The sequence below is a fragment of the Rathayibacter sp. PhB151 genome, assembly GCF_004366415.1.
Lineage (GTDB): Bacteria > Actinomycetota > Actinomycetes > Actinomycetales > Microbacteriaceae > Rathayibacter > Rathayibacter festucae.
Genome location: NZ_SOEN01000007.1, coordinates 632,316 through 656,802, shown reverse-complemented (window position 1 = coordinate 656,802; position 24,487 = coordinate 632,316). Strand labels below are relative to the sequence as shown.

The window sequence follows — 24,487 nt, the reverse complement described above, 5'->3', positions numbered from 1 at the left end:
GAGCCCGCCCGAGAAGGGCCCCCTTCCGCAGCCCCTCCCGCGGGTAGCTTTCAGCCATGGCGCAGCGCAGCGAGACCAGGTCCGTGCCGTCGACCGCGATCGACGTCACCGTGAACGGCGAGTCGAGAGCGGTCGAGGTCGACAACCGCACCACCCTCCTCGATCTGCTTCGGGAGCGGCTCGACCTCACCGGCTCGAAGAAGGGCTGCGATCACGGCCAGTGCGGCGCCTGCACCGTGCTGCTCGACGGACGCCGGACCAACAGCTGCCTCGTGCTGGCGGTGTCGCTCGACGGCCGCGAGGTGACCACGATCGAGGGCCTGGCCGATGGTGACGACCTGCATCCGGTGCAGCGGGCGTTCCTCGAGCGCGACGCCTACCAGTGCGGCTACTGCACCCCGGGGCAGATCTGCTCGGTGGTCGGGATGCTCGCCGAGGCGCGCGCGGGCATGCCCAGCCACGTCACCGCCGAGCTGGGCGCCGACGACGTGCCCGACGACGTCGTGCTCGACGACGAGGAGGTGCGCGAGCGGATGAGCGGCAACCTCTGCCGCTGCGGCGCCTACGCGAACATCGTGCCCGCCGTCCACGACGCGGCGGAGCACCCGAGCGAGACGGAGACCGCGCGATGAGGACCTTCGAGTACCAGCGGGCCGCGGACGTCGCCGACGCCGTGCGCCTGCTCGCCGCGTCGCCCGAGGCGAGGCCGCTCGCCGGCGGCACCAACCTCGTCGACCTGATGAAGCTCGGCGTCGAGCGCCCGGCGGGTCTCGTCGACGTCAGCCGCGTCGACTTCGGCGGCGTCGAGGAGACGGCCGAGGGCGGACTCCTGATCGGCGCGGGAGTCGCCAATAGCGACCTCGCCGCGCACCCGCTCGTCCGGCGCCGCTACCCGGCCCTCAGCCGTGCCCTGCTCGCCGGCGCCTCCGGTCAGCTGCGCAACCAGGCCTCGACCGGCGGCAACCTGCTGCAGCGCACCCGCTGCACCTCCTTCACCGACGTCTCGAAGCCGTGCAACAAGCGCGAGCCGGGCACCGGCTGCTCCGCACTGAAGGGCGTCTCCCGCGAGCTCGCGATCCTCGGCATCGCCACCGACGCCGACCCCGGGCACGTCTGCATCGCGACCCATCCCGGCGACATGGCCGTCGCGCTCACCGCGCTCGACGCCGTCCTCCGCGTCGAGACCGTCGACGGTCCGTCGAGCCTGCCGATCACCGACTTCTTCCGGCTCCCCGGCGAGCACCCCGAACGGGACACGAACCTGCCGGCCGGTGCGCTGATCACCGCCGTCGAGCTGCCGCCGCTGCCGTTCGCCGCGACCTCGACCTACCGCAAGGCCCGCGACCGCCGCTCCTACGCCTTCGCGCTCGGCTCGGTCGCCGCGGCCCTCGAGGTGACCGACGGGACCGTGACCGACCTCCGTCTGGCGCTCGGCGCCGCCGCCCACCTCCCGTGGCGGGCGCGGGTCGCGGAGGACCTGCTCCGCGGCGGCCCCGCGACCGTCGAGGCCTTCACGCGCGCCGCGGAGGAGGAGCTCGCCGCCGCGACGCCGACCGAGCAGAACGCCTTCAAGGTCCCGCTGCTCACCAGGCTGATCGTCGGCGTCCTCGCCGAGCTCGCCGGACTCGACGAGGAGGTGGCGGCATGACCGCGCTCGGCACACCGCTGGGCACACCGCTGGCCCGGCTGGAGGGCCGCGAGAAGGTCACCGGCGCGGCCCGCTACGCCTTCGAGCACTCGCCGGAGGGACTGCTGCACGCCTGGCCGGTGCAGTCGACCGTCGCGACGGGCATGGTGCGGCGGATCGACGTCGAGGCCGTGCTCGCGCTGCCCGGCGTGCACTCGGTGATCACCCCCGACTCCGCGCTGCCGCTCGAGGACGCGGAGGACGGGGAGCTGCAGGTCCTGCAGTCGCACGCCGTCGCCTACCGCGGTCAGGTGATCGCGCTCGTCCTCGCCGAGACGCTCGAGACCGCCCGCGAGGCGGCCGCCGCGCTGCGGGTCGAGTACGTCGACTCCGGGACCGACGTCGTGCTCACCGAGGACCAGCCGAAGCTCTACGCGCCGGAGCAGGTCAACGCCGGCTTCCCGACCGACAGCTCCGACGGCGACGTCGACGCGGCGATCGCGGCAGCGGCTTTCTCGATCGACGCGCGCTACTCCACGCCGGCGCTGTTCAACTCGCCGATGGAGCCGCACGCCTCGGTCGTCACCTGGTCCGACGGCCGCCTCGACGTCCTCGACTCCTCGCAGGGCACGAGCTCGGTGCAGTCGACCCTGGCGACGCTGTTCTCACTCGATCCCTCCGTCATCCGGGTGCGCAGCGAGCACGTCGGCGGCGGCTTCGGCTCGAAGGGCTCGCCGCGACCGAACGTGGTACTCGCCACGATGGCGGCCCTCCTCACCGGCCGGCCGATCAAGATCGCCTACACCCGGCAGATGATGTTCGCGCTGGCCGGCTACCGCACGCCGACGATCTCGCACGTCCGGCTCGCGGCCGACGCGGCGGGGCGGCTCACCGCGATCGCGCACGAGGCGTTCTCGCACACCTCCACGATCCAGGAGTTCGCCGAGCAGACCGGTGAGGCCACCCGCCACCTCTACGCGGCGCCCAACCGGCTGGTCACCCACCGGGTCGCGGCCCTCGACGTGCCGACGCCGCGCTGGATGCGCGCCCCCGGCGAGTGCCCCGGCATGTACGCCCTCGAGTCGGCGATGGACGAGCTCGCGGTCGCCGCGGGGATCGACCCGATCGAGCTGCGGGTGCGCAACGAGCCGGACGTCGACCCCGATTCGGGCTCGCCGTTCTCCAGCCGGCACTACCTCGAGTGCTTCCGCCGGGGAGCGGAGCTGTTCGGCTGGGAGGACCGCGATCCGCGGGCCGGCGCCGACCGCCGCGGCCGCTGGCTGGTCGGCACCGGGGTCGCCGGCGCCACCTACCCCGTGCTCACCTCGCCGAGCGGAGCGCGGGCCACCGCGCTGCCCGGCGGCCGCTTCGTGATCGCGGTCAACGCGACCGACATCGGCCAGGGCGCCCGCACGGTGCTCACCCAGGTCGCCGCCGACGCGCTGGACGTGCCGGTCGACCGGATCGGGATCGTCATCGCCGACAGCGCGCTGCCGCAGGGCCCGGTCGCCGGCGGCTCCTCGGGCACCGGCTCCTGGGGCTGGGCCGTCACCAAGGCCTGCCACCGCCTGCTCGCCCTGCTCGCCGACGGGCAGCCGCTGCCCCCGGAGGGCCTCGACGTCGTCGTCGACACCACGGAGGACGTCGCCGGGATGGGCGACTTCGCCCGCTACGCCTACGGCGCCCACTTCGTCGAGGCGCGGGTGGACCTCGACTCGGGCGAGATCCAGGTGCCGCGGATGCTCGGCGTCTTCGCCGCGGGCCGGATCCTCAATCCGCGCACCGCCCGCTCGCAGTTCCTCGGCGGCATGACCATGGGCCTCTCGATGGCGCTGCACGAGCACGGAGCACTGGACCCGGTGCTCGGCGACTACGCCAACCACGACTTCGCGACCTACCACGTGGCGGCGAACGCCGACGTGCTCGACCTGCGCGCGGAGTGGCTGGACGAGGAGGACCCGCACCTCGCGCCGATGGGCGGCAAGGGCATCGGCGAGATCGGCAACGTGGGCACCGCCGCGGCCGTCGCCAACGCCGTCTTCCACGCCACCGGCGTCCGCGTCCGCGACCTCCCCGTGCAGCCCGACACGCTGCTCGCCGCCCTCCCGCCCCGCTTCTGACCGCCCTGCTGCCGACGGCGGGTCTCGATACGCCCCTGCGGGGCTACTCGACCAGCATGCTTTCGCCCCTGTGGGGTTCTTCAACCAGCATGCTTTCGCTCCCGCGGGGCTGCTCGACCAGCAGGGTGGGGCGACACCGCGTCCGTTCCCTCAGCACGGAGCCGCGGATCGGCTGAGGCCCGGCAGCCGGCCGAAGGCGGCGACGACGACGGTCGCGGCGAACGGGAGCACGGCTCCGGCGGCGACGAGGCCGAGCCCGGGGAGGCTCGTCGCGAGTGCCAGCAGCAGGAGCAGCACCGCGCCCAGCATCAGGGTGCAGAGCGGCCGCGCGAGCAGCAGCTGCGCCGTGGTGCGCAGCTGCCAGCGCGTCCGCTCCGCGAAGTGCGCGCGGACCACCCAGAACTCCACGGCGAACAGCGCGAAGAGGGTCGAGACCACGAGGAGGACACCGGTCACCGCCACGCCGAGTCCGTCGACCTCGACGCCGCCGAGGATCCGGTGGTCGACCCAGAGGACCGCGCCGACGCCGAGAAGGACGTACCCCGGCAGGTTCGCCCGCGGGAACTCGTCGCGCCAGGACCGCGCGAACAGCGAGACGGTCTGCCGGAGCGACCACGGACCGTCCGGGTCGAGCAGCCGGGCGCGGTGCACCGCGTGCGCGGCGGCCACCGAGGGGAAGAATCCGGCGACCACCGCGCCGCGCAGCGTGAAGAGCAGCATCGCCGCCGAGACGACCACGATCAGCAGCACGACCCGGCAGGCCGCCTCGTAGCGCTCGGCGAGCGACGCCATCAGCCCTTCACCGCCCCGACCAGGACGCCCTTGTCGAAGTAGCGCTGCAGGAACGGGTAGAGCACGAGCAGCGGCAGCGTCGAGACGATGATCACGCCGTACTTGATCTGATCGGCGGTCTCCTGCAGCTGCTGCGCGGACTGACCGCCGCTGCCGCCCTGGCCCGCGACCGACTGGTTCGCGAGCAGGATGCTCTGCAGCACGTTCTGCAGCGGCAGGAGCGAGGCGTCGCGGACGAAGACCAGGCCCGTGAAGTAGTCGTTCCAGTGCCCGACGAAGTAGTACAGCCCGATCACGGCGATGATCGCGGCGGAGAGCGGGAGCACGATCCGCAGGAAGAAGCCGAGGTAGGTCACCCCGTCGATGCGGGCCGCGTCGTGCAGCTCCTCGGGGATCGAGGTCTCGAAGAACGACCGGGCGATGATCAGGTTGAACACGCTGAGGGCGCCCGGGAGCACGAACACCCACATCGAGTTCAGCAGCCCGAGATCGCGGTAGAGCAGGTAGTTCGGGATCAGCCCGCCGGAGAAGAACAGCGTGACCGCGAACACCAGCAGCAGCACCCGCCGCGGACGGAACTCGGGCCGGGAGAGCGCGAACGCCGCCGGGATGGTGACGAGGAGGTTCAGCGCCGTCCCGAGAACGGCGTAGACGACGGAGTTCCGGTAGCCGTTCCAGATCCGCTCGTCCTGCAGCAGCCGATCGTAGCCCGAGAGCCGGAACCCCTCCGGGATCAGCGTGAGCCGCCCCGAGGAGACCGCACCCGGATCGGAGAACGACGCCACCACGATGAACCAGAGCGGGTAGAGCACGGCGAGCACGACGATCGCGATCAGGAGGCCGGCGACGGCGTCGATCACCCGGTCGAGCGGGCGCTTCGGCACCGTCCGGCGCCGTCGGCGCGGCGGGAGGGGTGCGCCGCCGTCGGCTCGGGCGTCGGCGACGGCGATGCCGCGGGTGTCCGGTGCGGGGGTCATGGACGATCTCTCCCTCGGGGTCCAGGGGTCCCAGCGGCGGCTCGGGCCTCCACGCTCCGACGACCCTCCGCGCTCAGAAGACCCTCCGCGCTCAGAAGACACTGGAACCCGTGGCGCGCTTGGCGAGCTGGTTGGCCACGATCAGCAGGGAGAAGTTGATCACCGTGTTGAAGAGGCCGATGGCGGTGGAGTAGGAGAACTGATTGCTGAGGATGCCGATCTTGTAGGTGTAGGTCGCGATGACCTCCGCGGAGGAGAGGTTGAGCGAGTTCTGCATCAGGTAGACCTTCTCGAAGCCGACGCTCAGCACCGACCCCATGTTGAGGATGAGCAGGATGGCCGCGGTCGGCAGGATCGTGGGGATGTCGACGTAGCGGATGAGACGGAGCCGCCCGGCGCCGTCGATCTTCGCGGCCTCGTAGAGCGACGTGTCGACGGTCGAGAGCGCGGCGAGGTAGATGATCGCGTTCCAGCCGCAGTGCTGCCAGACCTCGCTCACCCAGTAGATCGTCGAGAAGGCGTCCGGCTCGGCGAGGAGGTTCTGACCCGGCAGGAACCGGCCGAGGAGCCCGTTCTCGGGCCGCAGGAAGATGTTGATCATCGCGACGATCACCACGACCGAGATGAAGTGCGGCATGTAGGTGATCGTCTGCACGAAGCTCTTGAGGCGGCCGGCGCTGATCTGGTTGATCAGGAGCGCCAGCACGATCGGCGCGACGAATCCCATCGCGAGCGTCCAGAGGCTGATCTGCACGGTGTTCAGCACGATCGTCGAGAACAGCGGCGACTCGAAGAACTGCACGAAGTAGTCGAGGCCGACCCACTCCCCGCCGCTGAGCCCGCGCGCCGGGACGTAGGTCCGGAAGGCGAGCTGGAGCCCGTAGAGCGGCACGTAGGCGAAGACGGCGGTGAAGACCAGCGCCGGCAGCACCATCAGCCAGAGCTGCCACTGGTTCCGCACGCTCCGGAGGGCGCGCAGCGGCCGGGGCGGGACCGGGACCGGGAGCGTCGCCCCGGCGGCCGGGGCGACGGGTGCCCCGGCAGCGGATGCGTCGAGAGCCGTCCGTGTCATGACGTCGCGGTGGCGAGGTCGTAGGCCTTCTGCCAGAGCTCGACGTTCTGCACGAGGCCGATCGACTCGAGCTGGGCGACGTACTCGTCCCACTCCTCGTCGACCCCGCCCTCCGCGATCCACTGCGACGTCTTCTGCAGCGCGAAGTTGAGCACGGCGGTGTCGTTGTTGGCGGCGGTGATCGCGTCCTCGGCGGACAGCCGGACGTAGTCGGGCATCAGATCGCGCACGTGGTCGTAGTGCGAGTACTGCTCGGTGTAGACGTCGTCCACCTCGCGGAGATCGTCCCGGTTCCAGTCGCCGTTCAGGGTGACGGAGTCGGGGATCCAGCCTGCCAGACGGTCGGCGAGCGCGGGGTCGCGACCGTCCGCGACGGCGGCCCGGTACGCCTCGGTGACCGAGTACGTGCTGTTCCCGTCGTCCGTGACGAACTCGGGGATCGATCCGGTGAACTGCTGGATCGAGTACTTCTCGCTGTAGAGGGCGTCGACCACCTTCCACACGCACTCGTCGCCCGCCGCGGCCGCCGAGACGGCGAGCTTCCCGCCCTCGTACTCGTTGTCCGAGCCGTCCCACACCACGTCCTCCGCGGACATGCTCGCGGAGGCGGCGGGAGCGGGCATCGCCACGTACTGGTCGCGGAGATCTCCGAAGTCGGCGAGCGACCAGCCGAAGATCAGGCCGATCTGCGCGGTCTCCCCGTCCCCCGCCTGAGCGGCGTAGTACGCCGAATCGTCCTTGGTGAGCGCGTCGGCCGGGATGAGGCCGGCCGCGAGCAGCTCGTGCAGGTACGCGACCACCCGGCGGTACTCGTCCGAGACGAGGAAGTTGGCGACCCGTCCGTCGGAGACGTGGATCCCCTGCGCCGACGGGCCCTTGTTGAACGAGGTCGCGATGCCGGTGGAGTTCAGCAGCAGGAACGGGCTGTACCAGCCGAAGCCGGCCGTCTCGAGGCGGCGGACGTTGAACGGGACCTCGTCCGCCTGCCCGTTGCCGTTCGGGTCCTGCGTCTTGAACGCCTGCAGCACCGTCGTCAGCTCGTCCCAGGTCCGCGGGACCTCGAGGCCGAGGGCGTCGAGCCATGCCCGGTTGATCATCATGTGCTGACCGGAGCCGCGGTAGCCGCTGCCGCGGGACGAGGAGAGCGAGTGGATCTCGCCCTTCTCGTTCTCGACCAGCCGGCGCGCGTCGGGCTTCTCCTCGAAGAACCGCCGCACGTTCGGCAGATCGTCCAGGTGCGGCGCGATGTCCTCGAAGAGGCCCGGGTACTGCACCGCGTCGTTCGCGCCGACGGCCCGGAGCGCGATGTCCGGCACGTCCCCCGCGGCGAGCGAGGGGTTCTTCTGCTGGTTCCACGCGGTGTCGTCGATCGTGCTCCAGTTCACCGTGCAGCCGGTCTCCGCCGCGAGCGCCGCGGCCCAGGGGGTCTCGCCGACCGGCACCTGCGCCGTGCTCTGCGCGACGAGGACGTCGACGGCGCCGTCGTCCGCGGCCGGACCGCTGTCCGTGCAGGCCGCCAGGCCCGCCGTCAGCGCGAGCGCGGTCGCGCCGGCGAGCGATCGCCGGACCAGGGTGTTCGTGACGAGGGGCATGGTGTTCTTCTCCATCGAAGGGTGAGCGGCAGGGGATTGCAGCGACCGTGACCGTTCACGTGAACGGTCACGGACCACGAGTGCCCACACGCTAAGCTGGCGGCCGTCGACCTGTCAAGGCAGCTGTCGCCGAAGACGCGAGGCGCTGACGCCATATGCGTGTTGCCAGACGAGACTGAGAAAGAGAGGGCCGCCGTGGACCGCTCCGGCGAACCGCCGATGCCCCCTCGTCCGCCGAGAGACCAGCCGGGTCGCCGCGCCACCATCCGCGACGTCGCCCGGGAGGCCGGCGTCTCGCGGCAGACCGTGACGCGCGCGATGAACGGCATGTCCGAGATCAGCGCCGCCACCCGCGAGCGCGTGCTCGCCGTGAGCGAGGCCCTCGGCTACGTCCCCAGCCGGTTCGCCGCCAACATGGCCCGGCAGAAGAGCATCGCGGTCGGCCTGGTGATCACCTCGCTGCGGAACCCGTACTACACCGATCTCGCCGCCGACCTGCTGGAGGAGTTCGCCGCGCGCGGCTGGCAGGTCGTCGTCGTCGCCGAGACGAACGAGTCCGAGGAGCAGATCGTCGCGGACCTGGCCACCCAGGTCGACGTCATCGTCGGCTATCTCGCCCGGGAGAGCCTGGAGTCGATCCGCCGGGCGGCGCGCGGGGTGCCGGTCCTGCTGATCGAGCGCGACGACGAGCTGCCGGGCGTGCACGCCATCGCCGTGGACTTCGCACCCGGGATGCGCGCGCTGGTCGCCGGGCTGCGCGAGCGCGGGGCGCGCACCATCGGGATGCTCGACCACGCCGAACCGGACGAGTACGCCCCGAGCGCGCGCCGGCTGCGGTTCGAGGAGTGCCTCGCGCCCGGCGAGGCCGCGCTCGTCGCGACCGGCGGCGAGACCATCGCGGGTGGAGCCGACGCCTTCGGCGAGCTGCTGGCCGCGCACCCCGAGGTCGACGCCGTCATCGCGTTCAACGACATGATGGCGCTCGGCGCCCTGCAGCGGGCGAGCCGCCTCGGGCTCGAGGTTCCGCGCGACGTCCGCATCGCGGGGATCGACGGCCTGAGCCTGGGCGCGGCGATGCTCCCGAGCCTGACCTCGCTCACCATCGACCGCGCGCTGATCGCCCGGGCGGCGGCGCTCCGGCTGGCGGAGCTGCTGTCCCCCGGCGGCGCGGGCGGTGCGGATGCCGCGGGTCCGATGACGGTCGTCACGCCGTGGCCGGAGTGGCGGGACAGCGCATGAGGATCACCGCTCCGTCCCCCCGCTGGCACCGGCCGCGAGAGCGCGCCCTAGCCGACGGCCGTCGGCCGGTCAACGCGGTCATCCCGATCCGCTCCGCTCCGTACGCTGAGGACCCGGGCCGAGAGGCCCCACGAGACGGGGGAACCATGCTGCAGGTGACGGTGTCCGAGCGGACGTACCTCCTCGCCGCGGACGCGACGATGGAGCGGACGAAGCAGGACGTGCTCGAGGCGATGCGCACCGCCCCGGCCTTCCTGTCCCTCACGACCGTGCTCGGCGGGCGGGTCGAGGTGCTGCTGACCGCGGCCAGCTCGGTCGTGCTCGAGCTGCACGACGAGGCTCCGCTCCCGACGGCCCCGCACGGCGATGCGGCGCCGGACTACGACGACCTCTACGGCGTCGACTACCTCTGACCCGCCGCGGTGCGCGGCCCGGTGCGACCGGCCCCGGTGCCGTGTCGGAGGCCGGTCGTAGACTGGATCCCCCATGCGCAGACACAGCCTGACCCCGCGTCCCGACTGGCGAGCCCGCTGCGACGAGGTCGGCTTCAGCTTCTACGACCTCCCCTCCGAGGGCGGCCGGCCCTACTGGAACGAGTCGGCGGCCTACGGCTTCGCGCTCGCCGAGATCGAGCTGCTCGAGACGGCGACCCAGGAGCTCTTCGACCGCTGCATGGACGCCTGCGAGCACGTCGTCCGCACCGGCCGCCTCGCCGAGTTCGGCATCCCGGAGCGCTTCCACGAGCTGGTCCGCACCTCCTGGGACGAGGACGACCCCACGGTCTACGGGCGGTTCGACCTCGCCTACGACGGCGAGGGCGCGGTGAAGCTCCTCGAGTTCAACGCCGACACCCCGACCTCGCTGGTCGAGACGGCCGCCGCGCAGTGGCAGTGGCTGGAGGAGACGCGCGGCCCCGAGGCCGACCAGTTCAACGGCCTGCACGAGCAGCTCGTCGAGCAGTGGCGGCACCTCCGCGTCGACCGCTGGCAGCTGGACGAGGGCGCACGGCTGCACCTCGCCTCGCTGCACGACTCCGGCGACGGCGAGCTGATCGTCGAGGACGCGGACACCGTCGCCTACATGGCCGAGACCGCGGCGCAGGCGGGTTTCGACCCGAAGCTGATCTTCGTGGAGGACATCCGCTACGAGCTCGACGGCGCCGGCTTTCTCGACGCCGACGGCGAGCCGATCCGGCGGATCTTCAAGCTCTACCCCTGGGAGTGGATGCTCGGCGAGCAGTTCGGCGGGCTCCTGCTCGACCGGCGCGAGCGCACCCGCTGGGTCGAGCCGGCCTGGAAGCTGCTGCTCAGCAACAAGCAGCTGCTCGTGGTGCTCTGGGAGCTGTTCCCGGGCCATCCGAACCTGCTCCCCGCCTCCGTCGAGCCGCTGGTCGGCACGGCGCAGGTGCGCAAGCCCCGGCTCGGCCGGGAGGGCGCGAACGTGACGATCCTCGACGCGGACGGCGCGCTCGTCGCCGAGAACGGCGGCTCCTACGGAGAGGAGGGCTTCGTGCACCAGGCCCGGGCCGATCTCGCCCGGATCGACGGCCGGACGGTCGTGATCGGCAGCTGGATCGTCGGCGAGACGCCGGCCGGCATCGACGTCCGCGAGACCGGCGGACCGATCACCGGGGACCTCGCGGAGTTCGTGCCGCACTTCATCGAGGAGGGCCGGACCGCCCGCGACGAGCCCCTCTTCGGCCGTCCCGAACAGGGCCGACCCGAGCAGGGCGGCCCCGAGCAGGGCGGCGCCGAGCACGGCCGACCCCAGGACACGCGACCCCAGGACGCGCGGGAGAACCGCCCGCAGGACGAGGAGACCCGATGACCACCCCCGACGACCGGCCCGACCACCGCCCCCAGGACGCTCCGCAGGACTCCCCCGCCGGCGACCCGGGCACCACCCGCACCCGCCGCCGCTCCGGCGACGTCGGCATCAGCGGCATCGCCTCCAAGCGCCGCGGGCTCGTCATCGGCGGCGTGGTCGCCGTCGGCGTGCTCGGTCTCGCGGTCGCCTTGAACTCCGCGAACCCCTCCACCGACGGCGTGGTCACCACCGGCGCCGACGGCCAGGACTACGTCATCCCCGAGAACGCCGAGCGCCCGGTCTACGCGAGCCGCGAAGACTGCCTGGCGGACGTCCGGGAGCAGATCGCGCAGCTGCAGGCCCAGGGCGAGGAGGTCGGCGACGATCCGGAGCAGCTCTGCGAGGCGACCGACGAGTACCGCGGGCACTACGCCGGCGGCTTCTGGGTCGGCCCGCTGATCTTCGCGTCGTCGCGCTGGAACTCGACCCGCGCCACCAGCTGGGCCCCGGTCACGAGCGGCGGCTTCGCGGCGCGCGGGGCGACCCAGCCCGACGTGGTGCAGAAGGCGCCGGCGGGAGCGACTCCCGGCTCGAAGGCCACCCTCGCGGGCGGCTTCGGCGGCACGGGCAAGTCCGGCTTCGGCTCGCACGTCGGCGGCTGAGCAGCACCTCCGAGGGGAGGCTCCTCAGCTGCGGGCGTCGCGGAGCTGGTCCAGTGCGGCCCGCACGTCGCGCCGCACGTCCTTGTCCGGGTCGCGGACCATCGAGGTCAGCGTCTGCTCGACGCTCGCCGCGAACTCGCCCTTCGCGTCGCGCCCCGAGCCGATCCCGGCGACCGCGGCGGCGACGAGCGCCCGCGCACCGGCCGCGCGGACCCGCGCGTGCTCGTCGGTGGTGAGCCGCGCCAGCTTCTTCTGCCCGCCGAGGACCCGCTCGGCGCAGACCCGGGCGCACATCTCGCGCACGCGCCAGGCCGGGTTGGCCAGCCCGGCGAGGACCGCGTCGGCCGCCGTGTCGTCCCAGACGTAGAGCATGGCGCGCGCGCCCCACAGCTCCGGCCAGTACAGCGAGGGCGCCCCCTGCAGGACGCCCGCCGCGTGCTCGCCGCCGACGGTGAGCAGGAAGGCCTCGCCCTCGTAGCCGCCGGTCAGCAGCGCGGCCGAGCGCAGGGCGACCGCGCGCTCGCCCTCGCGGGCGACCTGGGCGCGCAGGCGCTCCTCGAGCGGATCGGTGAGGGTGACGGAGGGTTCGCTGTCGGATGCCATAGGGCCACCAGCGTAGCCGGAGCGCCGTCCTCCCCGGCGAGGGGGATGCGGCGGCTCGATCGTCGTCGCTAGCGTGCAGGGATGTCACGAATCACGCGCCACGGCGCTCCCGCGCGCCTCGGCGCCACCGCCACCACGGCCACCGCCGCCGCCCTCCTCGTCCTCCTCGCCGGCTGCTCCTCCCCCGCCGGCACCGACTCCGGCAGCGACGCCGACTCCATCGACACGGCCGCCGCGACCGGCGACACGATCACCGGCGACGGCTACTCCTACTCCGTGCCCGAGGGCTGGGGCACCCCCGACGCCGACCCCGCGAGCATGGGCGCGGACACCCTCGCCGCCGACCTCACCGACACCGACGGCTTCGCCGACAACGTGAACGTCGTGCTCAGCCCCGCCGGCGAGGTCTCCGCCGAGCAGGTCGAGGGCGCGGGAGTCACCGAGCTCGAGAACGCCGGGGCCACCGACGTCGAGGCCAACGACCGCGTCGTCGTCGCGGGAGCCGAGTCCGCGCACCTCAGCGCGAACCTCAGCGCGTCGGGCACCAGCTACGCCGTCGAGCAGTACTACGTCACCGACGAGGGCCAGACCTACGTCGTCACCTTCTCGTTCAGCCCCACCGTGGACGACGACCAGCGCGAGGCCGTCGCCGAGTCGGTCCTCGCCTCCTGGGCCTGGGCCTGATCCTGACGTGAGCCTGATCCCGATGTGAGCCTGCTCCGGCCGCCGCCTCAGCCGCGCGGCCGGAGCAGGAAGTCGACGTGCCCGAGCACGGACGCGGCGACGAGCGGCCGCCGCCCGACGACCGGCAGGATGATCGCCCCGAGGATCGAGAGCCCGAGCTCGTCGACCGGGGCGTCGGCCGGGAGCTGCCCCGCCTCGACCGCCTTCGCGAAGCGGTCCGAGAGCGTCTGGTCCACGCCGAACGCGCGGCCCAGTCGCTCCCCCACGGCGGCGTCCTCCGCGCCGGCGGCGATCAGCGAGCGCACCAGCGACGCGCCGGGCTCACTGCCCGCGAGCTCCAGGATGGGCGCGAGCCAGACCCCGAGGTCGCGGCGGAGGTCGCCGGTGTCCGGGAGCTGCACCTCGATCGCGACGAGCCGGCCCTCGATCATGCAGTCGGCGATCAGCGCGCCGCGGGAGGGCCACCAGCGGTAGACGGTCTGCTTGGAGACCCCGGCGTCCTTCGCGATGCCCTCCATCGTGAGGTGGTCCCAGCCCCGCTGCAGGAACAGCCGGGCGGTCGCCTCGAGGACCGACTCGCGTGCCGCGGCGCTGCGGACCGGTCCGCTCCGGTGCTCCGTCATGCGACGAGCGTACAGCGGCTCTAGACGAGACGTACCGTATGATCTAGCGACCGCCGCCACCGCCCACGCCTGACCTCCTCTCGATCGGACATCCCCTTGGCCTCCCTGCTGTTCCGTCTGGGCACCTTCGCCGCTCGCCGCGCCTGGGCGGTGATCGTCGCCTGGGTCGTGATCCTCGGCGTCGCGGTCGGCACCTTCCTCGCGGTCGGCGGCACGCTCACCAACAGCTTCGACATCCCGGGCACCGCGTCCGGCGCCGTCACCGACCAGCTGGCCGAGAAGCTGCCGGACACCGCCGGCGGCACCGGCACCGTCGTCTACCGCACCGCCGACGGCTCCGCGCTGACGGCGGAGCAGGAGTCGGCGATCTCGGCGCTGGCCGCCTCCGCCGAGGATCTCGAGGGCGTCGCCGCCGTCGTCGATCCCTTCGCCGCGCGCCAGTCTCAGCTCGACGGCGCGCAGCAGCTCGCCGACGGCCGGGCGCAGCTCCAGGCCGGGAAGGAGCAGATCGATGCCGGGCAGGCGCAGCTCGACGCGGGCCAGGCCCAGCTCACGGCGGGCCAGCAGCAGCTGACCGCGGCCCGCGAGCAGGCCGTCGCCGCCGGCGCTCCGGAGCAGCAGCTCGCCGCGCTCGACGCCCAGCAGGCGCAGCTCGACACCCAGCAGGCCGAGCTGACCGCGCAGCAGGCGGCGCTCGACGCCTCGCGCACCGAGCTCGAGGCCGGCGCGGCCCCGCTCGACCAGGGCGAGGAGCTCCTCGCCCTCGCGAACGGCATCGGCGTCGTCTCGGCGGACGGCTCGACCGCCATCGTCAACGTGTCCTTCACCGAGCCGCGCCTGGAGCTCCCGGAGGAGGTCAAGCAGGGCGTCATCGACCACTTCGAGTCCGCGCCGGTCGCCGGCGCCGACGTCACGTTCGCGACCGATCTCGCCCAGGGCGTGCCGCAGATCTTCGGCGTCGGCGAGGCTGTGGGCCTGGTCTTCGCGGGCGTCGTCCTGATCGTGATGCTCGGCTCGCTCGTCGCCGCCGCGCTCCCGATCGTCACCGCCCTCGTCGGCGTCGGGGTCGGCGTCACCGCCTCGCTCTCCTTCTCGGGCGTCATCGACATGGCCTCGGTCACCCCCGTGCTCGGCGTGATGCTCGGCCTCGCGGTCGGCATCGACTACTCCCTCTTCATCGTCAACCGGCACCGCAAGCAGCTGCTCTCGGGTGTCGAGGTGCGCGAGTCGATCGGACTCGCCAACGGCACCTCCGGCACGGCCGTCGTCTTCGCCGGCTCGACGGTCGTCGTCGCGCTGCTCGCCCTGAACGTCACCGGCATCCCGTTCCTCGGGCTGATGGGCACGGTCGGCGCGGTCTGCGTCGCGGTCGCCGTGCTGATCGCGGTCACGCTCGCCCCGGCGATCCTCGGCCTGCTCGGCACCCGGCTGCTGCGTCGCAAGGCCCGCTCGGCCGTCGTGCACCACGCGGCGGTCAAGACGGTCGCGCCGATGTCCACCCTGCGCGCGGTCCTCACCGTCGTCGGCACCGTCGCCGTGCTGCTCGTCATCGCGATCCCCGCGCTCTCGATGCGCCTCGGCCTGCCGGACGGAGCGAGCGAGCCCGAGGGCTCGACCAGCGCCCGCACCTTCGAGATCGTCGGCGACGAGTTCGGTGCCGGCGCGAACGGCCCGCTGCTCGTGACGGCGTCGGTCCCCGGCGGGGTCGCCGACGACGCGCTGCTCGCCACCCAGGTCGACGTCGCCCGGACGATCGCCGAGCAGGACGACGTCGTCGCGGTGGCGCCCGTCGCCGCCTCCGACGACGGCACGCTGCTCGCCTTCCAGGTGCTGCCGACCGAGGGCCCGAACAGCGCCTCGACCGAGGCCCTCGTGCAGGACCTCCGCGCCCTCCCGCCGGTGGACGACGACATCGTCCTCGGCGTCGCCGGCCAGGCGGCCACCAACATCGACATCTCCGAGGGGCTGAACGACGTCCTGCCGACCTACCTCGCGGTCGTCGTCGGGCTCTCGCTGCTGATCATGATCCTGGTGTTCCGCTCGCTGCTCGTGCCGCTGATCGCGACCGGCGGCTTCATCCTGTCGCTGTTCGCGACCTACGGGCTGATCGTCGCGGTCTTCCAGTTCGGCTGGGGCGCCGACCTGATCGGGTTGCACTCGACCGGGCCGATCCTGAGCTTCCTGCCGGTGATCCTGGTCGGCATCCTGTTCGGGCTGGCGATGGACTACCAGCTCTTCCTCGCCTCGGGGATGCGCGAGGCCTACGTGCACGGAGCGAACGCGCGGCTCGCTGTCGCGCAGGGCTTCCAGGCCGGCAAGGCGGTCGTGATCGCGGCGGCGCTGATCATGGTGGCGGTCTTCGGCGGCTTCATCTTCTCCGAGTCGACCATCATCCGCTCGATGGGCTTCGGCCTCGCCTTCGGCGTCCTGCTCGACGCGTTCGTCGTCCGGATGCTGCTGATGCCGGCGCTGATGCACCTGCTCGGCCGCTCGGCCTGGTGGCTCCCCCGCTGGCTCGACCGGCTCCTCCCGGACGTCGACCTCGAGGGCGCCGCGCTCGAGCGGAGCCACCCGCACCCGCACGCCTGAGCCCCGCGGCTAGATTGACGGGATGACTGCCGCCCCGGACTCCCGCGCCTGGCGGCGGTCGCCCGCCACGTCCGACCAGCGCCGGGCCGACGTCGCGACCGCCGCCGTGCTCTTCGGCGCCGCCGTGCTCTCGCTGGTCCTCGGCCGCGCGATCGGGCTGTTCACCGATCCCGCGTCGCCCGCGCTGAGCGCCGCGGTGCTCGCCGTCGTCATCCTCCCGCTCGCGTTCCGGCGGACGGCGCCCGTCGCGGTCCTCGCCGTCATCGGGGCGGCGTTCCTGCTGGTCGGCGAGCTGAAGGTGCCGGAGCTGACGATCAGCAACATCGCCCTGTTCATGGCCCTCTACAGCGTCGGCGCCTGGGAGCAGAACCGGACGCGGGCGGGCTGGGCGCGCGGCGTGCTGGTCGCCGTGATGGCGGTCTGGCTGCTGATCACGTTCTTCCGCGCGAGTACCCAGGACCTCGACTTCGAGGGTGCCGGCATCGGCGCACTCACGCCGATCGCGGCCTACATGCTGCAGCAGATCCTGATCAACGTCCTCTACTTCGCCGGCGCCTGGTGGTTCGGCGACCACGCCTGGGCCTCGGCCCGCCAGCGCGCCCTCACCGACCTGCGCACCCGCCAGCTCGAGGAGGAGCAGTCGACCGTCGCGCGCCAGGCGATCACGATCGAGCGCCTGCGGATCGCCCGCGAGCTGCACGACGCGGTCGCGCACCACGTCTCGCTGATGGGGGTCCAGGCCGGAGCGGCGCGGATGCTCGTCGACGCCGACCCTGCGAAGGCGCACGAGCAGCTCCAGGCGCTGGAGGGCACCTCCCGCGCGGCGGTCGGCGAGCTCTACCAGCTGCTCGGCACTCTCCGCGACGAGGAGTCCGCGCTCGACCCGGTCACGGCCTCGCTCGATCTGAGCGGGTTGCCGGCGCTGGTCCGCGACGCCGAGTCCTCCGGCCTGCGCGTGACGCTCGAGGTGGTCGGCGAGCCCGTCGAGGTCCCCGCGCTGGTGGGGCTGAACCTCTACCGCATCGCGCAGGAGTCGCTGACGAACGTCCTCAAGCACGCCGGACCCGGCACCCGGGCGCGCGTCCACCTGCGCTACCAGGGCGAGTCGGTGGAGCTCGAGATCGCGGACGACGGACTCGGGCGGCCGGGTCCGCGCCCGCGCGGCGGCGGGCTCGGCCTGCTCGGGATGCGCGAGCGCGCGGCGACCCTCGACGGCACGGTGGAGGCGGGGCCGCGGGCCGGCTCCGGCTGGGTCGTCCGCGTCACCGTGCCCCTGGCGGTCCGGGCATGAGCGGTGGTCCGGGCACGAGCGGCGCTGCGGGCGGCGTGCGCGTCGTCCTCGTCGACGACCACGCGCTGATGCGGCAGGGCATCCGCACGATCCTCTCGCTGCAGGCCGGCATCGAGGTCGTGGGCGAGGCGTCCAGCGGCGAGGAGGCCGTCGAGGTGGTCGCGCGCACCCGGCCCGACGTCGTCTGCATGGACGTGGAGATGCCCGGCATCGGCGGGCTCGAGGCGACCCGGCGGATCCTCGCGGAGCCCGGAGCGACGGCCCAGGTGCTCGTGCTGACCACCTTCGAGCGCGAGGACTACCTGCTGGCGGCGCTCGAGGCCGGCGCCAGCGGCTTCCTGCTCAAGAACTCGCCGCCGGAGCGCCTCGTCGCGGGCGTCCGTGCGATCGCGGCGGGCGACGCCCTGCTCGCGCCCGAGCTGACCCGCACGGTGATCGAGCGAGCCGTCGCCCGCGAGCGGGAGCGCACGCCGCTCCCGGAGCCGCCCGTGGGGCACAGCGCGCAGCCCGGCACCGCGCCCGAGAACTTGACCGCCCGCGAGACCGAGGTGCTCCGCCTGCTCGCGCAGGGCCTCTCCAACGACGAGATCGCCGAGCTGCTGGTCGTCGGCCGCGCGACGGTCAAGACGCACGTGTCGAACGTGCTTGCCAAGCTCTCGCTCCGCGACCGCGTCCAGGCCGTGGCCTTCGCCTACCGCTCCGGCCTGGTCGACCCGCGGCGGCCGTCGGAGGCTCCTCCGTCCTGAGGTGGAGACCGCCGTTCACCCCCGCGCCGGAGGTGCCGGAGACGCGCCCTCCGTAGCGTGGCGGGGTCAGTCGGATCCGAGGAGGTCGCATGCTCAGCGTGCAGAACATCAGTCGCAGCTTCGGTGCCCATCGCGCCGTCGACGACGTCAGCTTCGATGTCGGTCGGGGCCGGCTCACCGGCTTCGTCGGCGGGAACGGCGCCGGGAAGACCACGACCATGCGGATGATCCTGGGCGTCCTCCGGCCGGACTCCGGCGAGGTGACCCTGGACGGCACGCCGGTCGGCCAGGCCGCGCTGCACGGCTTCGGCTACATGCCCGAGGAGCGCGGCCTCTACCCGAAGATGGAGATCGGCGAGCAGCTCGCCTACCTCGCCCGGCTGCACGGCATCGACAAGGCCACCGCCGTCCAGCGGGCGGACGACCTGCTCGAGCGCCTCGGACTGATCGAGCGCCGCCGCGACAAGCTCGAGGCGCTCTCGCTCGGCAACCAGCAGCGCGTGCAGGTGGCGGCCGCCCTCGTGCACGACCCGGACGTCCTGATCATGGACGAGCCGTTCTCCGGGCTCGACCCGCTGGCCGTCGACGACGTGGTCACGGTGATCGCCGAGCACGCGGCCCGGGGCATCCCGGTGCTGTTCTCCTCGCACCAGCTGGACGTGGTCGAGCGGCTCTGCGACGACCTCGTGATCATCGCCGGCGGCCAGGTGAAGGCCGCGGGCGAGCGCGAGGCGCTGCGCGAGCAGTACTCCGGCGACCGCTGGTCCCTCGAGACCGACGGCGACGCGGGCTGGGTCCGCGGCGTCCCCGGCGTCGAGGTCGCGGAGCTGGCCGGCACGTCGGTGCTCTTCCACGCGGACCGGGCGGCGGCCGACGCCGTGCTGCGGGCCGCCGTCGAGCGCGGCACCGTGGCGTCGTTCCGGCCCGTGCGGCCGACCCTCGGGGAGATCTTCCGGGACATCGTGGTGAGCGCGCCCGCGGGCGCCGAGAAGAAGACGGAGGCGGTCCGATGACGACGAGCAGCACGAGGAGCGCGAGCGGCACCGGTGCCCAGGACGGCCGGCTGAGCACCTGGGGCGCGACGCTCCTGGTCGCCGAGCGCGAGATCCTCTCCCAGATCCGGTCGAAGGCGTTCCTCGTGTCGACGGTCATCACGCTCGTGCTGGTCATCGGCGGGATCGTGCTCTCGAACGTGCTCGGCAGCCGCACCGCCGACGCGACCCCGGTCGCGGTCGTCGGCCCCGCCGCGTCCTCCCTGGCCGCCGCGGACAGCCTCGACGTCACCGAGGTCGGAACGGCCGCGGAGGCGGAGGAGCTGGTGCGCTCGGGCGAGGTCGACGCCGCGCTCGTCCCGAGCGACGACGCGGTCGGCTTCTCCGTGCTCGCCCTCGACGAGGCGCCGGAGGGCCTGGTCGCGGCGCTCTCCGTCAGCCCCGCGGTCGAGCTGCTCGAGCCCTCCGAGACTCCCACCGGCCTGCGCACGCTGATCGGCCTGGCGTTCGGCCTGGTGTTCATGCTCGCCGTGCTCGGCTCGGGTGCGACGATCATGCAGAACACGGTGCAGGAGAAGCAGTCGCGCATCGTCGAGATCCTGCTCGCCGCGGTGCCCGCCCGGGCGCTGCTGGCCGGCAAGATCCTCGGCAACTCGGTGATCGGTGTGGGCACGGCCGCCGCGATCGCCGCCGCGTCCGCCCTCGGGCTGGCGATCACGGGGCAGACCGAGCTGCTCGACCTGCTCTCCGCGCCGCTGATCTGGTTCGTCGTGTTCTTCGTCTTCGGCTTCGTTCTGGTCGCGAGCGTCTTCGCGGCCGGCGCCGCGCTCGTCTCCCGCCAGGAGGACACCGGCTCGGTGATGACCCCCGCGATGATGCTCGTGATGGTGCCCTACTTCGGCGTCGTCATCTTCGGCGACAACCCTCTGGTGATGACGATCCTGTCCTACGTGCCCTTCAGCGCCCCGGTCGCGATGCCGGTGCGGCTCTTCTTCGGCGAGGCGGAGTGGTGGGAACCGCTGGTCTCGCTCGGCCTCCTCGTCGTCGCCACCGCCGCCGTGATGGCCGTCGCGAGCCGCATCTACACCAACTCGCTGCTGCGGATGGGCTCCCGCGTCCGCCTCCGCGACGCCCTGACCGCGAGCTGACCCCGTCGCTTGCCGATCGAGCAGCCCGCGCATCGGGCACCCATGCTGATCGAGTAGCCCGCATCGCGGGCGTATCGAGATCCACCAGCGTCGGAAGGACGAGTTCGCAGACCCGCCCAGCAGACGACGGCGGGCCTCCTTGGAAAGATCACCTCAGACGTTTCGAGAACCATGCTGATCGAGTAGCCCGCATCGCGGGCGTATCGAGATCCACCACCGTCAGAACGCGAGTCTGCAGACCCGCACTGCTGGTGGTGGCGGGTCTCGATACGCCCCCGCAGGGCTACTCGACCACCACGACGCGGCGCCGCCGCGTCCTTTCCCTCACCACCGAGAAACGAACGGGGTCAGCCGCTCGAGAAGGCGTCGGGAGACACAGCAAGACCCGCCTGTCCACGTGTGTGGGGCGGGTCCGCTTCTCAAGTCTGACTCAGGCGAGGGGCCAGCTCTGTGCCTTGTCGCCGGAGATCGCCGGCCGTCACCAGCGCTCGGCGGCCCGCGCTTCCCGCTTCGTGCTTTTCGAGCGGAGTACCGCCCTCGGCCAGCGCGGGAGCATCGGGGTGATGGTGCGCCGGCACTGCACGGCGACGGGGAACGACACAGCCAGCAGGCGGTGGGGGCTCCCGCGTCCGCCTCCGCGACGCCCTGACCGCAGCAGACCCCGCCGCGTCTCGACACGCGGCGGACCCGCCAGATCGACTGCATCGTGCCACCGATGGGGCGGTGCCGACCGCGGGGCACGAGACTTCGGACTTCCAGCGGATGATCGGTGCTCGGCTCCCGCCTGACACGAGCACCGGCGCGATCAGGGAGAGACGATGTCGGACGCTCGACGGGACGATGCACGCTTCGAGGAGAGGGACGGCGCCGAGCGGGGGGTGACGCGCCGGACCGCCGTGGTGGCGGCCGCGTGGACCACTCCGGTGGTCTCGGCCGCGGTCGCGGCACCCGGTGCGGCCGCGTCCGCGCCGGTCCCGGTCGATGAGGGACCCTACGTCGGGCTCTTCCTCATCCCCTGGCGTGCGGGCGAGTTCCGGGTCGATCTGCGGGTGGCGAGGAGCGGCGCGGCCGGAGCCCCCGTCCTGCTCGCCGACGAGGCGAGGGTGGACATCGCGTCGGAGCACGACATCGAGAGCTGGTCCGGCGGGATCGTCGTCGAAGGCCTGCGCGCCGGGCACCTCCTGCTCCCGGCCGGCACCTACCCCTCCGCGGGGACTTACACCGGCAAGGACGGAGTGACCCTCCAGGTCGCGAGGATCGTGGGAAGCGGGTACACCAACTTCACCAGGGAACCCCGGGGACGGTTCTCCGTGACGGCGACCGTGACGCGGGGTCGCGTACACCCCGGCAGCGATCCGAAGGCGCAGACCGCGCTCGGCTTCGGGACCCAGACCGTCAGCCTCGTGACCTGAGCGGACAACCTCTCCTGCTGATCGAGCAGCTCGCGCTGCGGGCCTCTCTGCATGCTGGTCGAGCAGCCCGCGGCGCCGGCGTCTCTGCCTGCTGATCGAGTAGCCCGCGCAGCGAGCGTATCGAGATCGACCTTGCTGAGGACGATGGGTCGCGATACTCCCCTGCTCGACCAGCAAGCACCTCGCCCGCCCCTCGACCCCACGCATCGACATCCCCGGCGCCAGGTTCACCGCATCACGCCACCGATTCGACGGACCCGGACAGGCGACGGACGATGGCGGAAGCCGTCCGGCGTCAGCGACCGACGGGTCGCGGTCCGACGGGTCGCGAGGAGCCGTCCGAGTGCAGGGACATCTCATGACCGACAGCCGTCGCGACGATCGACGAATTACCCGCAGGGCCGCGCTGGCGATGGCTTTCGCGGCGCCCGTCATGGCCGCGGCGGCCGGCGCCCCCGGAGCCGCCGCGTCCGCGCCGCGACCTCTCGAGGCCGGACCGTACGTCGGTCTCTTCCTGGACTCCCTGTCCTCGGGGAACTTCATCGTCGAGCTCCGGGCAGCGTGCAGCGGGGAGTCCGGAGCACCGGTCGAGCTCCTCAGCGACGCCCGGATGGACGTGACCGCCGAGCACGACGTCGAGCACTGGTCGGAGTGGCTCGTCGTCGACCGCCCGCGCTCCGCCCACCTCGTGGTCCCGGCCGGGAGCTACCGGAGCCGCGGGACGTACACGGACCGGGACGGGCGGGTGATGCAGGTGGCACCCCTCGGCCCGGGACGGATGTACTGCGCACTGACGCCGGTCCCCCCGGGCGGCTTCCGCGTCACGGCCACCGTGACGCGAGGCCCGGTCTCCCCCGAGACGAAGGGCGAGGCCCCCGCGTTCCTCGGCCTCCCGTCCAGGACGATCCGCGTCGACGTCTGAGAGCGGCGACGGCGGGGCTCCTTCGAACGGTACCTCGTACGTATGAGGGAGGCATGTTGATCGAGTAGCCCGCGCCGCGGGCGTATCGAGATCCACCGTGCCGACGACGGCGGGTCTCGATACGCCCCTGCGGGGCCACTCGACCAGCATGGAGGGCTCTGCCCTGCGGGGCTGCTCGCGCGCTACCAGCCCTCGGGGCCCGCGCTTCCGGCCTCGTACTCGTCGAGCGGGGTGCCGCCCTCGGCCCAGTGCGAGAGCACCGGGGTGATGATGCGCCAGCACTGCTCGGCGACGGCGCCCGGCACCGACAGCAGGGTGTCGCCCTGGAGGATGCCGGCGAGCACCTGCGCGTAGGGGTCGAGCGTGGCGGCGCCGGGCTGCGCCTGGAGCGTCGTGCGCTCGAGGTCGGTCAGGTCGTCGGCGCTGTTCACCAGCAGGTCGAGGCTGACGTCGCCGCCCTTGAGCGACATCCGCAGGACGGTGCTCGCGCCGTCGTCGGCGCCGGCCAGGCCGCGCGGCGGCGTCGCGGCGCGGAAGTGCACCGCGACCTCGTGGCGCGGCTCGCCGATCGCCTTGCCGGAGCGGAGCACGAACGGCACGCCGGCCCAGCGGGGCGTGTCGACCTGGAGCAGCAGCTGCGCGAGCGTCTCGGTGCCGGCCTCCGGATCGACGTCGGGCTCGTCGACGTAGGAGGGGAAGAACCGGCCGTCGACCCGGCCCTCGGTGTAGCGGGCGCGGCGCGCGGTGGCGGGGTCGTCGCGCCAGAGGCGGACGGCGCCGAGCGCCTCGGCCATCCGCTCGTGGACGTCGTCGGGCGAGACCTCCTCGGGGCGCTCCATCGTCGTGAGCGCGAGCACCATCAGCAGGTGGCTCTGCAGCATGTCCCGCAGGGCGCCGGTGCCGTCGTAGAAGGCGGCGCGCCCCTCGATCCCGAGCGTCTCGTCGTAGACGATCTCGATCTTCTCGATCTGCTCGGCGCTCCAGCTCGCCTCGAGCAGGCGGTTGCCGAAGCGCAGTCCGAGCATGCCCATGACGGTCGCGTTGCCGAGGAAGTGGTCGATGCGCCAGAGCCGGTCCTCGGAGATCACGGGCGCGAAGGCGGCGTTCAGCGCGATCGCGTCGTCGAGGTCCTCGCCGAACGGCTTCTCGATCGCGACGACGAGGTCCTCCGGGAGATCCAGCTTCGAGAGCGAGTCGGCGACCTTGTGGCCCATCGCCGGCGGCAGCGCGACGTAGAGCACGGGCGTCGTCGGGCAGGCGTCGAGCAGGGCCTTCAGCTGCTCCGGGTCGGAGGCGTCGGTCGCGACGAAGCGGGCGCGCGAGGCGAGGTCGTCGACGGTGTGCGCCGCGATCCCGGCGGCCTGGAGACTGCGGCGGACGAGCCCCTGCCACTCGTCGTCGGACTGCGGGGTGCGGGCGGCGCCGATCAGGGTCAGCTCGGAGTCGCGGGCGAGCTCGGCGACGCGGCCGAGCCCCGGCAGGAGCAGCCGCTCGGTGAGGTCGCCGCCCGCACCGAGGATCGCGATGGTGCGGCGGGTGCTCTCGAGAGCGGTGGCCTCGGGGATGCCGATCGGGTCGGTCATGGTGTCT

General features: G+C 72.7%; 22 protein-coding genes. 15 read left to right on the top strand and 7 right to left on the bottom strand.

From position 1 onward, the window contains the following. The first annotated feature begins 56 nt into the window (after nucleotides 1–56). From EDF35_RS10515 to EDF35_RS10505, 3 genes are read left to right on the top strand one after another with little or no spacing between them, the layout of a single operon-like run. Nucleotides 57–632 (top strand): 2Fe-2S iron-sulfur cluster-binding protein, encoded by a 576-nt coding sequence (locus tag EDF35_RS10515; RefSeq protein WP_133962285.1) that lies wholly within the window; start codon nucleotides 57–59, stop codon nucleotides 630–632. Then, nucleotides 629–1,648 carry a xanthine dehydrogenase family protein subunit M gene (locus EDF35_RS10510; RefSeq protein WP_133962284.1) on the top strand — a complete coding sequence of 340 codons (1,020 nt, stop codon included), beginning with the start codon at nucleotides 629–631 and terminating at the stop codon, nucleotides 1,646–1,648. The genes EDF35_RS10515 and EDF35_RS10510 overlap by 4 nt, the downstream gene beginning before the upstream one ends. Further along, a complete protein-coding gene (locus EDF35_RS10505) occupies nucleotides 1,645–3,747 on the top strand; it encodes a xanthine dehydrogenase family protein molybdopterin-binding subunit (RefSeq protein WP_133962283.1) in 2,103 nt (700 codons plus the stop codon). The genes EDF35_RS10510 and EDF35_RS10505 overlap by 4 nt, the downstream gene beginning before the upstream one ends. 150 nt (nucleotides 3,748–3,897) lie before the next feature. Here EDF35_RS10505 and EDF35_RS10500 read toward each other — a convergent pair whose 3' ends face one another. The 4 genes from EDF35_RS10500 to EDF35_RS10485 all read right to left on the bottom strand — a co-directional run bounded on the left by EDF35_RS10500 (nucleotide 3,898) and on the right by EDF35_RS10485 (nucleotide 8,180). Then, complete coding sequence (locus EDF35_RS10500) at nucleotides 3,898–4,539, bottom strand: DUF624 domain-containing protein (RefSeq protein WP_133962282.1); 642 nt, start codon at nucleotides 4,537–4,539, stop codon at nucleotides 3,898–3,900. Beyond that, entirely contained in the window at nucleotides 4,539–5,516 is a 978-nt protein-coding gene (locus tag EDF35_RS10495) for a carbohydrate ABC transporter permease (RefSeq protein WP_133962281.1), read from the bottom strand. The genes EDF35_RS10500 and EDF35_RS10495 overlap by 1 nt, the downstream gene beginning before the upstream one ends. Nucleotides 5,517–5,607: 91 nt before the next feature. Further along, nucleotides 5,608–6,588: an ABC transporter permease subunit gene (locus tag EDF35_RS10490; protein WP_133962280.1), complete on the bottom strand. Its 981-nt coding sequence runs from the start codon at nucleotides 6,586–6,588 to the stop codon at nucleotides 5,608–5,610. Next, a complete protein-coding gene (locus EDF35_RS10485; RefSeq protein ID WP_208323050.1) occupies nucleotides 6,585–8,180 on the bottom strand; it encodes an extracellular solute-binding protein in 1,596 nt (531 codons plus the stop codon). The genes EDF35_RS10490 and EDF35_RS10485 overlap by 4 nt, the downstream gene beginning before the upstream one ends. A 219-nt stretch (nucleotides 8,181–8,399) precedes the next feature. On the opposite strand from EDF35_RS10485, the gene EDF35_RS10480 reads away from it, so the two are divergent. The 4 genes from EDF35_RS10480 (at nucleotide 8,400) to EDF35_RS10465 (ending at nucleotide 11,887) form a co-directional block, all read left to right on the top strand. After that, nucleotides 8,400–9,419, top strand: a complete 1,020-nt coding sequence (locus EDF35_RS10480; RefSeq protein ID WP_133962279.1) for a LacI family DNA-binding transcriptional regulator — start codon at nucleotides 8,400–8,402, stop codon at nucleotides 9,417–9,419. Between the two features lie 146 nt (nucleotides 9,420–9,565). Further along, nucleotides 9,566–9,832 (top strand): hypothetical protein, encoded by a 267-nt coding sequence (locus EDF35_RS10475; protein ID WP_123445913.1) that lies wholly within the window; start codon nucleotides 9,566–9,568, stop codon nucleotides 9,830–9,832. Between the two features lie 73 nt (nucleotides 9,833–9,905). Continuing rightward, nucleotides 9,906–11,246 carry a glutathionylspermidine synthase family protein gene (locus EDF35_RS10470; protein ID WP_133962278.1) on the top strand — a complete coding sequence of 447 codons (1,341 nt, stop codon included), beginning with the start codon at nucleotides 9,906–9,908 and terminating at the stop codon, nucleotides 11,244–11,246. Then, entirely contained in the window at nucleotides 11,243–11,887 is a 645-nt protein-coding gene (locus EDF35_RS10465; RefSeq protein ID WP_133962277.1) for a hypothetical protein, read from the top strand. The genes EDF35_RS10470 and EDF35_RS10465 overlap by 4 nt, the downstream gene beginning before the upstream one ends. A gap of 24 nt (nucleotides 11,888–11,911) precedes the next feature. Here the strand turns inward: EDF35_RS10465 and EDF35_RS10460 are convergent, their stop codons facing one another. Continuing rightward, complete coding sequence (locus EDF35_RS10460) at nucleotides 11,912–12,490, bottom strand: HEAT repeat domain-containing protein (RefSeq protein ID WP_243839924.1); 579 nt, start codon at nucleotides 12,488–12,490, stop codon at nucleotides 11,912–11,914. Between the two features lie 81 nt (nucleotides 12,491–12,571). On the opposite strand from EDF35_RS10460, the gene EDF35_RS10455 reads away from it, so the two are divergent. Further along, on the top strand, nucleotides 12,572–13,174 hold the full coding sequence (locus EDF35_RS10455) for a hypothetical protein (RefSeq protein WP_133962276.1): 603 nt from the start codon (nucleotides 12,572–12,574) through the stop codon (nucleotides 13,172–13,174). 47 nt (nucleotides 13,175–13,221) lie between these two features. Here the strand turns inward: EDF35_RS10455 and EDF35_RS10450 are convergent, their stop codons facing one another. Further along, nucleotides 13,222–13,797, bottom strand: coding sequence for a TetR/AcrR family transcriptional regulator (locus EDF35_RS10450; RefSeq protein WP_123445909.1), 576 nt, complete (start codon nucleotides 13,795–13,797; stop codon nucleotides 13,222–13,224). 96 nt (nucleotides 13,798–13,893) lie between these two features. On the opposite strand from EDF35_RS10450, the gene EDF35_RS10445 reads away from it, so the two are divergent. From EDF35_RS10445 to EDF35_RS10415, 7 genes are all read left to right on the top strand, one after another. Continuing rightward, nucleotides 13,894–16,386 carry an MMPL family transporter gene (locus EDF35_RS10445; RefSeq protein ID WP_133962275.1) on the top strand — a complete coding sequence of 831 codons (2,493 nt, stop codon included), beginning with the start codon at nucleotides 13,894–13,896 and terminating at the stop codon, nucleotides 16,384–16,386. 22 nt (nucleotides 16,387–16,408) lie between these two features. Further along, a complete protein-coding gene (locus EDF35_RS10440; RefSeq protein WP_133962274.1) occupies nucleotides 16,409–17,677 on the top strand; it encodes a histidine kinase in 1,269 nt (422 codons plus the stop codon). Next, nucleotides 17,674–18,423, top strand: a complete 750-nt coding sequence (locus tag EDF35_RS10435) for a response regulator transcription factor (RefSeq protein WP_133962273.1) — start codon at nucleotides 17,674–17,676, stop codon at nucleotides 18,421–18,423. The genes EDF35_RS10440 and EDF35_RS10435 overlap by 4 nt, the downstream gene beginning before the upstream one ends. 89 nt (nucleotides 18,424–18,512) lie before the next feature. Then, on the top strand, nucleotides 18,513–19,436 hold the full coding sequence (locus EDF35_RS10430; protein ID WP_132437099.1) for an ATP-binding cassette domain-containing protein: 924 nt from the start codon (nucleotides 18,513–18,515) through the stop codon (nucleotides 19,434–19,436). After that, nucleotides 19,433–20,563 (top strand): ABC transporter permease, encoded by a 1,131-nt coding sequence (locus tag EDF35_RS10425; RefSeq protein WP_133962272.1) that lies wholly within the window; start codon nucleotides 19,433–19,435, stop codon nucleotides 20,561–20,563. Before EDF35_RS10430 ends, EDF35_RS10425 begins: the two co-directional genes overlap by 4 nt. Before the next feature lie 878 nt (nucleotides 20,564–21,441). Continuing rightward, complete coding sequence (locus tag EDF35_RS10420; RefSeq protein WP_133962271.1) at nucleotides 21,442–21,975, top strand: hypothetical protein; 534 nt, start codon at nucleotides 21,442–21,444, stop codon at nucleotides 21,973–21,975. A 358-nt stretch (nucleotides 21,976–22,333) separates the two neighbouring features. After that, the gene (locus tag EDF35_RS10415) at nucleotides 22,334–22,897 is read left to right on the top strand and encodes a hypothetical protein (protein WP_133962270.1); all 564 of its coding nucleotides are present in this window, start codon (nucleotides 22,334–22,336) and stop codon (nucleotides 22,895–22,897) included. 182 nt (nucleotides 22,898–23,079) lie between these two features. On the opposite strand, the gene EDF35_RS10410 is transcribed toward EDF35_RS10415, so the two are convergent. Continuing rightward, nucleotides 23,080–24,480, bottom strand: a complete 1,401-nt coding sequence (locus tag EDF35_RS10410; protein ID WP_208323049.1) for a glucose-6-phosphate dehydrogenase — start codon at nucleotides 24,478–24,480, stop codon at nucleotides 23,080–23,082. Nucleotides 24,481–24,487: the final 7 nt, after the last annotated feature.

Coding starts and splice junctions, on each gene's coding strand:
- EDF35_RS10515 (WP_133962285.1), top strand. CDS start 57: ATGGCGCAGCGCAGCGAGACCAGGTCCGTGCCGTCGACCGCGATCGAC.
- EDF35_RS10510 (WP_133962284.1), top strand. CDS start 629: ATGAGGACCTTCGAGTACCAGCGGGCCGCGGACGTCGCCGACGCCGTG.
- EDF35_RS10505 (WP_133962283.1), top strand. CDS start 1,645: ATGACCGCGCTCGGCACACCGCTGGGCACACCGCTGGCCCGGCTGGAG.
- EDF35_RS10500 (WP_133962282.1), bottom strand. CDS start 4,539: ATGGCGTCGCTCGCCGAGCGCTACGAGGCGGCCTGCCGGGTCGTGCTG.
- EDF35_RS10495 (WP_133962281.1), bottom strand. CDS start 5,516: ATGACCCCCGCACCGGACACCCGCGGCATCGCCGTCGCCGACGCCCGA.
- EDF35_RS10490 (WP_133962280.1), bottom strand. CDS start 6,588: ATGACACGGACGGCTCTCGACGCATCCGCTGCCGGGGCACCCGTCGCC.
- EDF35_RS10485 (WP_208323050.1), bottom strand. CDS start 8,180: ATGCCCCTCGTCACGAACACCCTGGTCCGGCGATCGCTCGCCGGCGCG.
- EDF35_RS10480 (WP_133962279.1), top strand. CDS start 8,400: ATGCCCCCTCGTCCGCCGAGAGACCAGCCGGGTCGCCGCGCCACCATC.
- EDF35_RS10475 (WP_123445913.1), top strand. CDS start 9,566: ATGCTGCAGGTGACGGTGTCCGAGCGGACGTACCTCCTCGCCGCGGAC.
- EDF35_RS10470 (WP_133962278.1), top strand. CDS start 9,906: ATGCGCAGACACAGCCTGACCCCGCGTCCCGACTGGCGAGCCCGCTGC.
- EDF35_RS10465 (WP_133962277.1), top strand. CDS start 11,243: ATGACCACCCCCGACGACCGGCCCGACCACCGCCCCCAGGACGCTCCG.
- EDF35_RS10460 (WP_243839924.1), bottom strand. CDS start 12,490: ATGGCATCCGACAGCGAACCCTCCGTCACCCTCACCGATCCGCTCGAG.
- EDF35_RS10455 (WP_133962276.1), top strand. CDS start 12,572: ATGTCACGAATCACGCGCCACGGCGCTCCCGCGCGCCTCGGCGCCACC.
- EDF35_RS10450 (WP_123445909.1), bottom strand. CDS start 13,797: ATGACGGAGCACCGGAGCGGACCGGTCCGCAGCGCCGCGGCACGCGAG.
- EDF35_RS10440 (WP_133962274.1), top strand. CDS start 16,409: ATGACTGCCGCCCCGGACTCCCGCGCCTGGCGGCGGTCGCCCGCCACG.
- EDF35_RS10435 (WP_133962273.1), top strand. CDS start 17,674: ATGAGCGGTGGTCCGGGCACGAGCGGCGCTGCGGGCGGCGTGCGCGTC.
- EDF35_RS10430 (WP_132437099.1), top strand. CDS start 18,513: ATGCTCAGCGTGCAGAACATCAGTCGCAGCTTCGGTGCCCATCGCGCC.
- EDF35_RS10425 (WP_133962272.1), top strand. CDS start 19,433: ATGACGACGAGCAGCACGAGGAGCGCGAGCGGCACCGGTGCCCAGGAC.
- EDF35_RS10415 (WP_133962270.1), top strand. CDS start 22,334: ATGACCGACAGCCGTCGCGACGATCGACGAATTACCCGCAGGGCCGCG.
- EDF35_RS10410 (WP_208323049.1), bottom strand. CDS start 24,480: ATGACCGACCCGATCGGCATCCCCGAGGCCACCGCTCTCGAGAGCACC.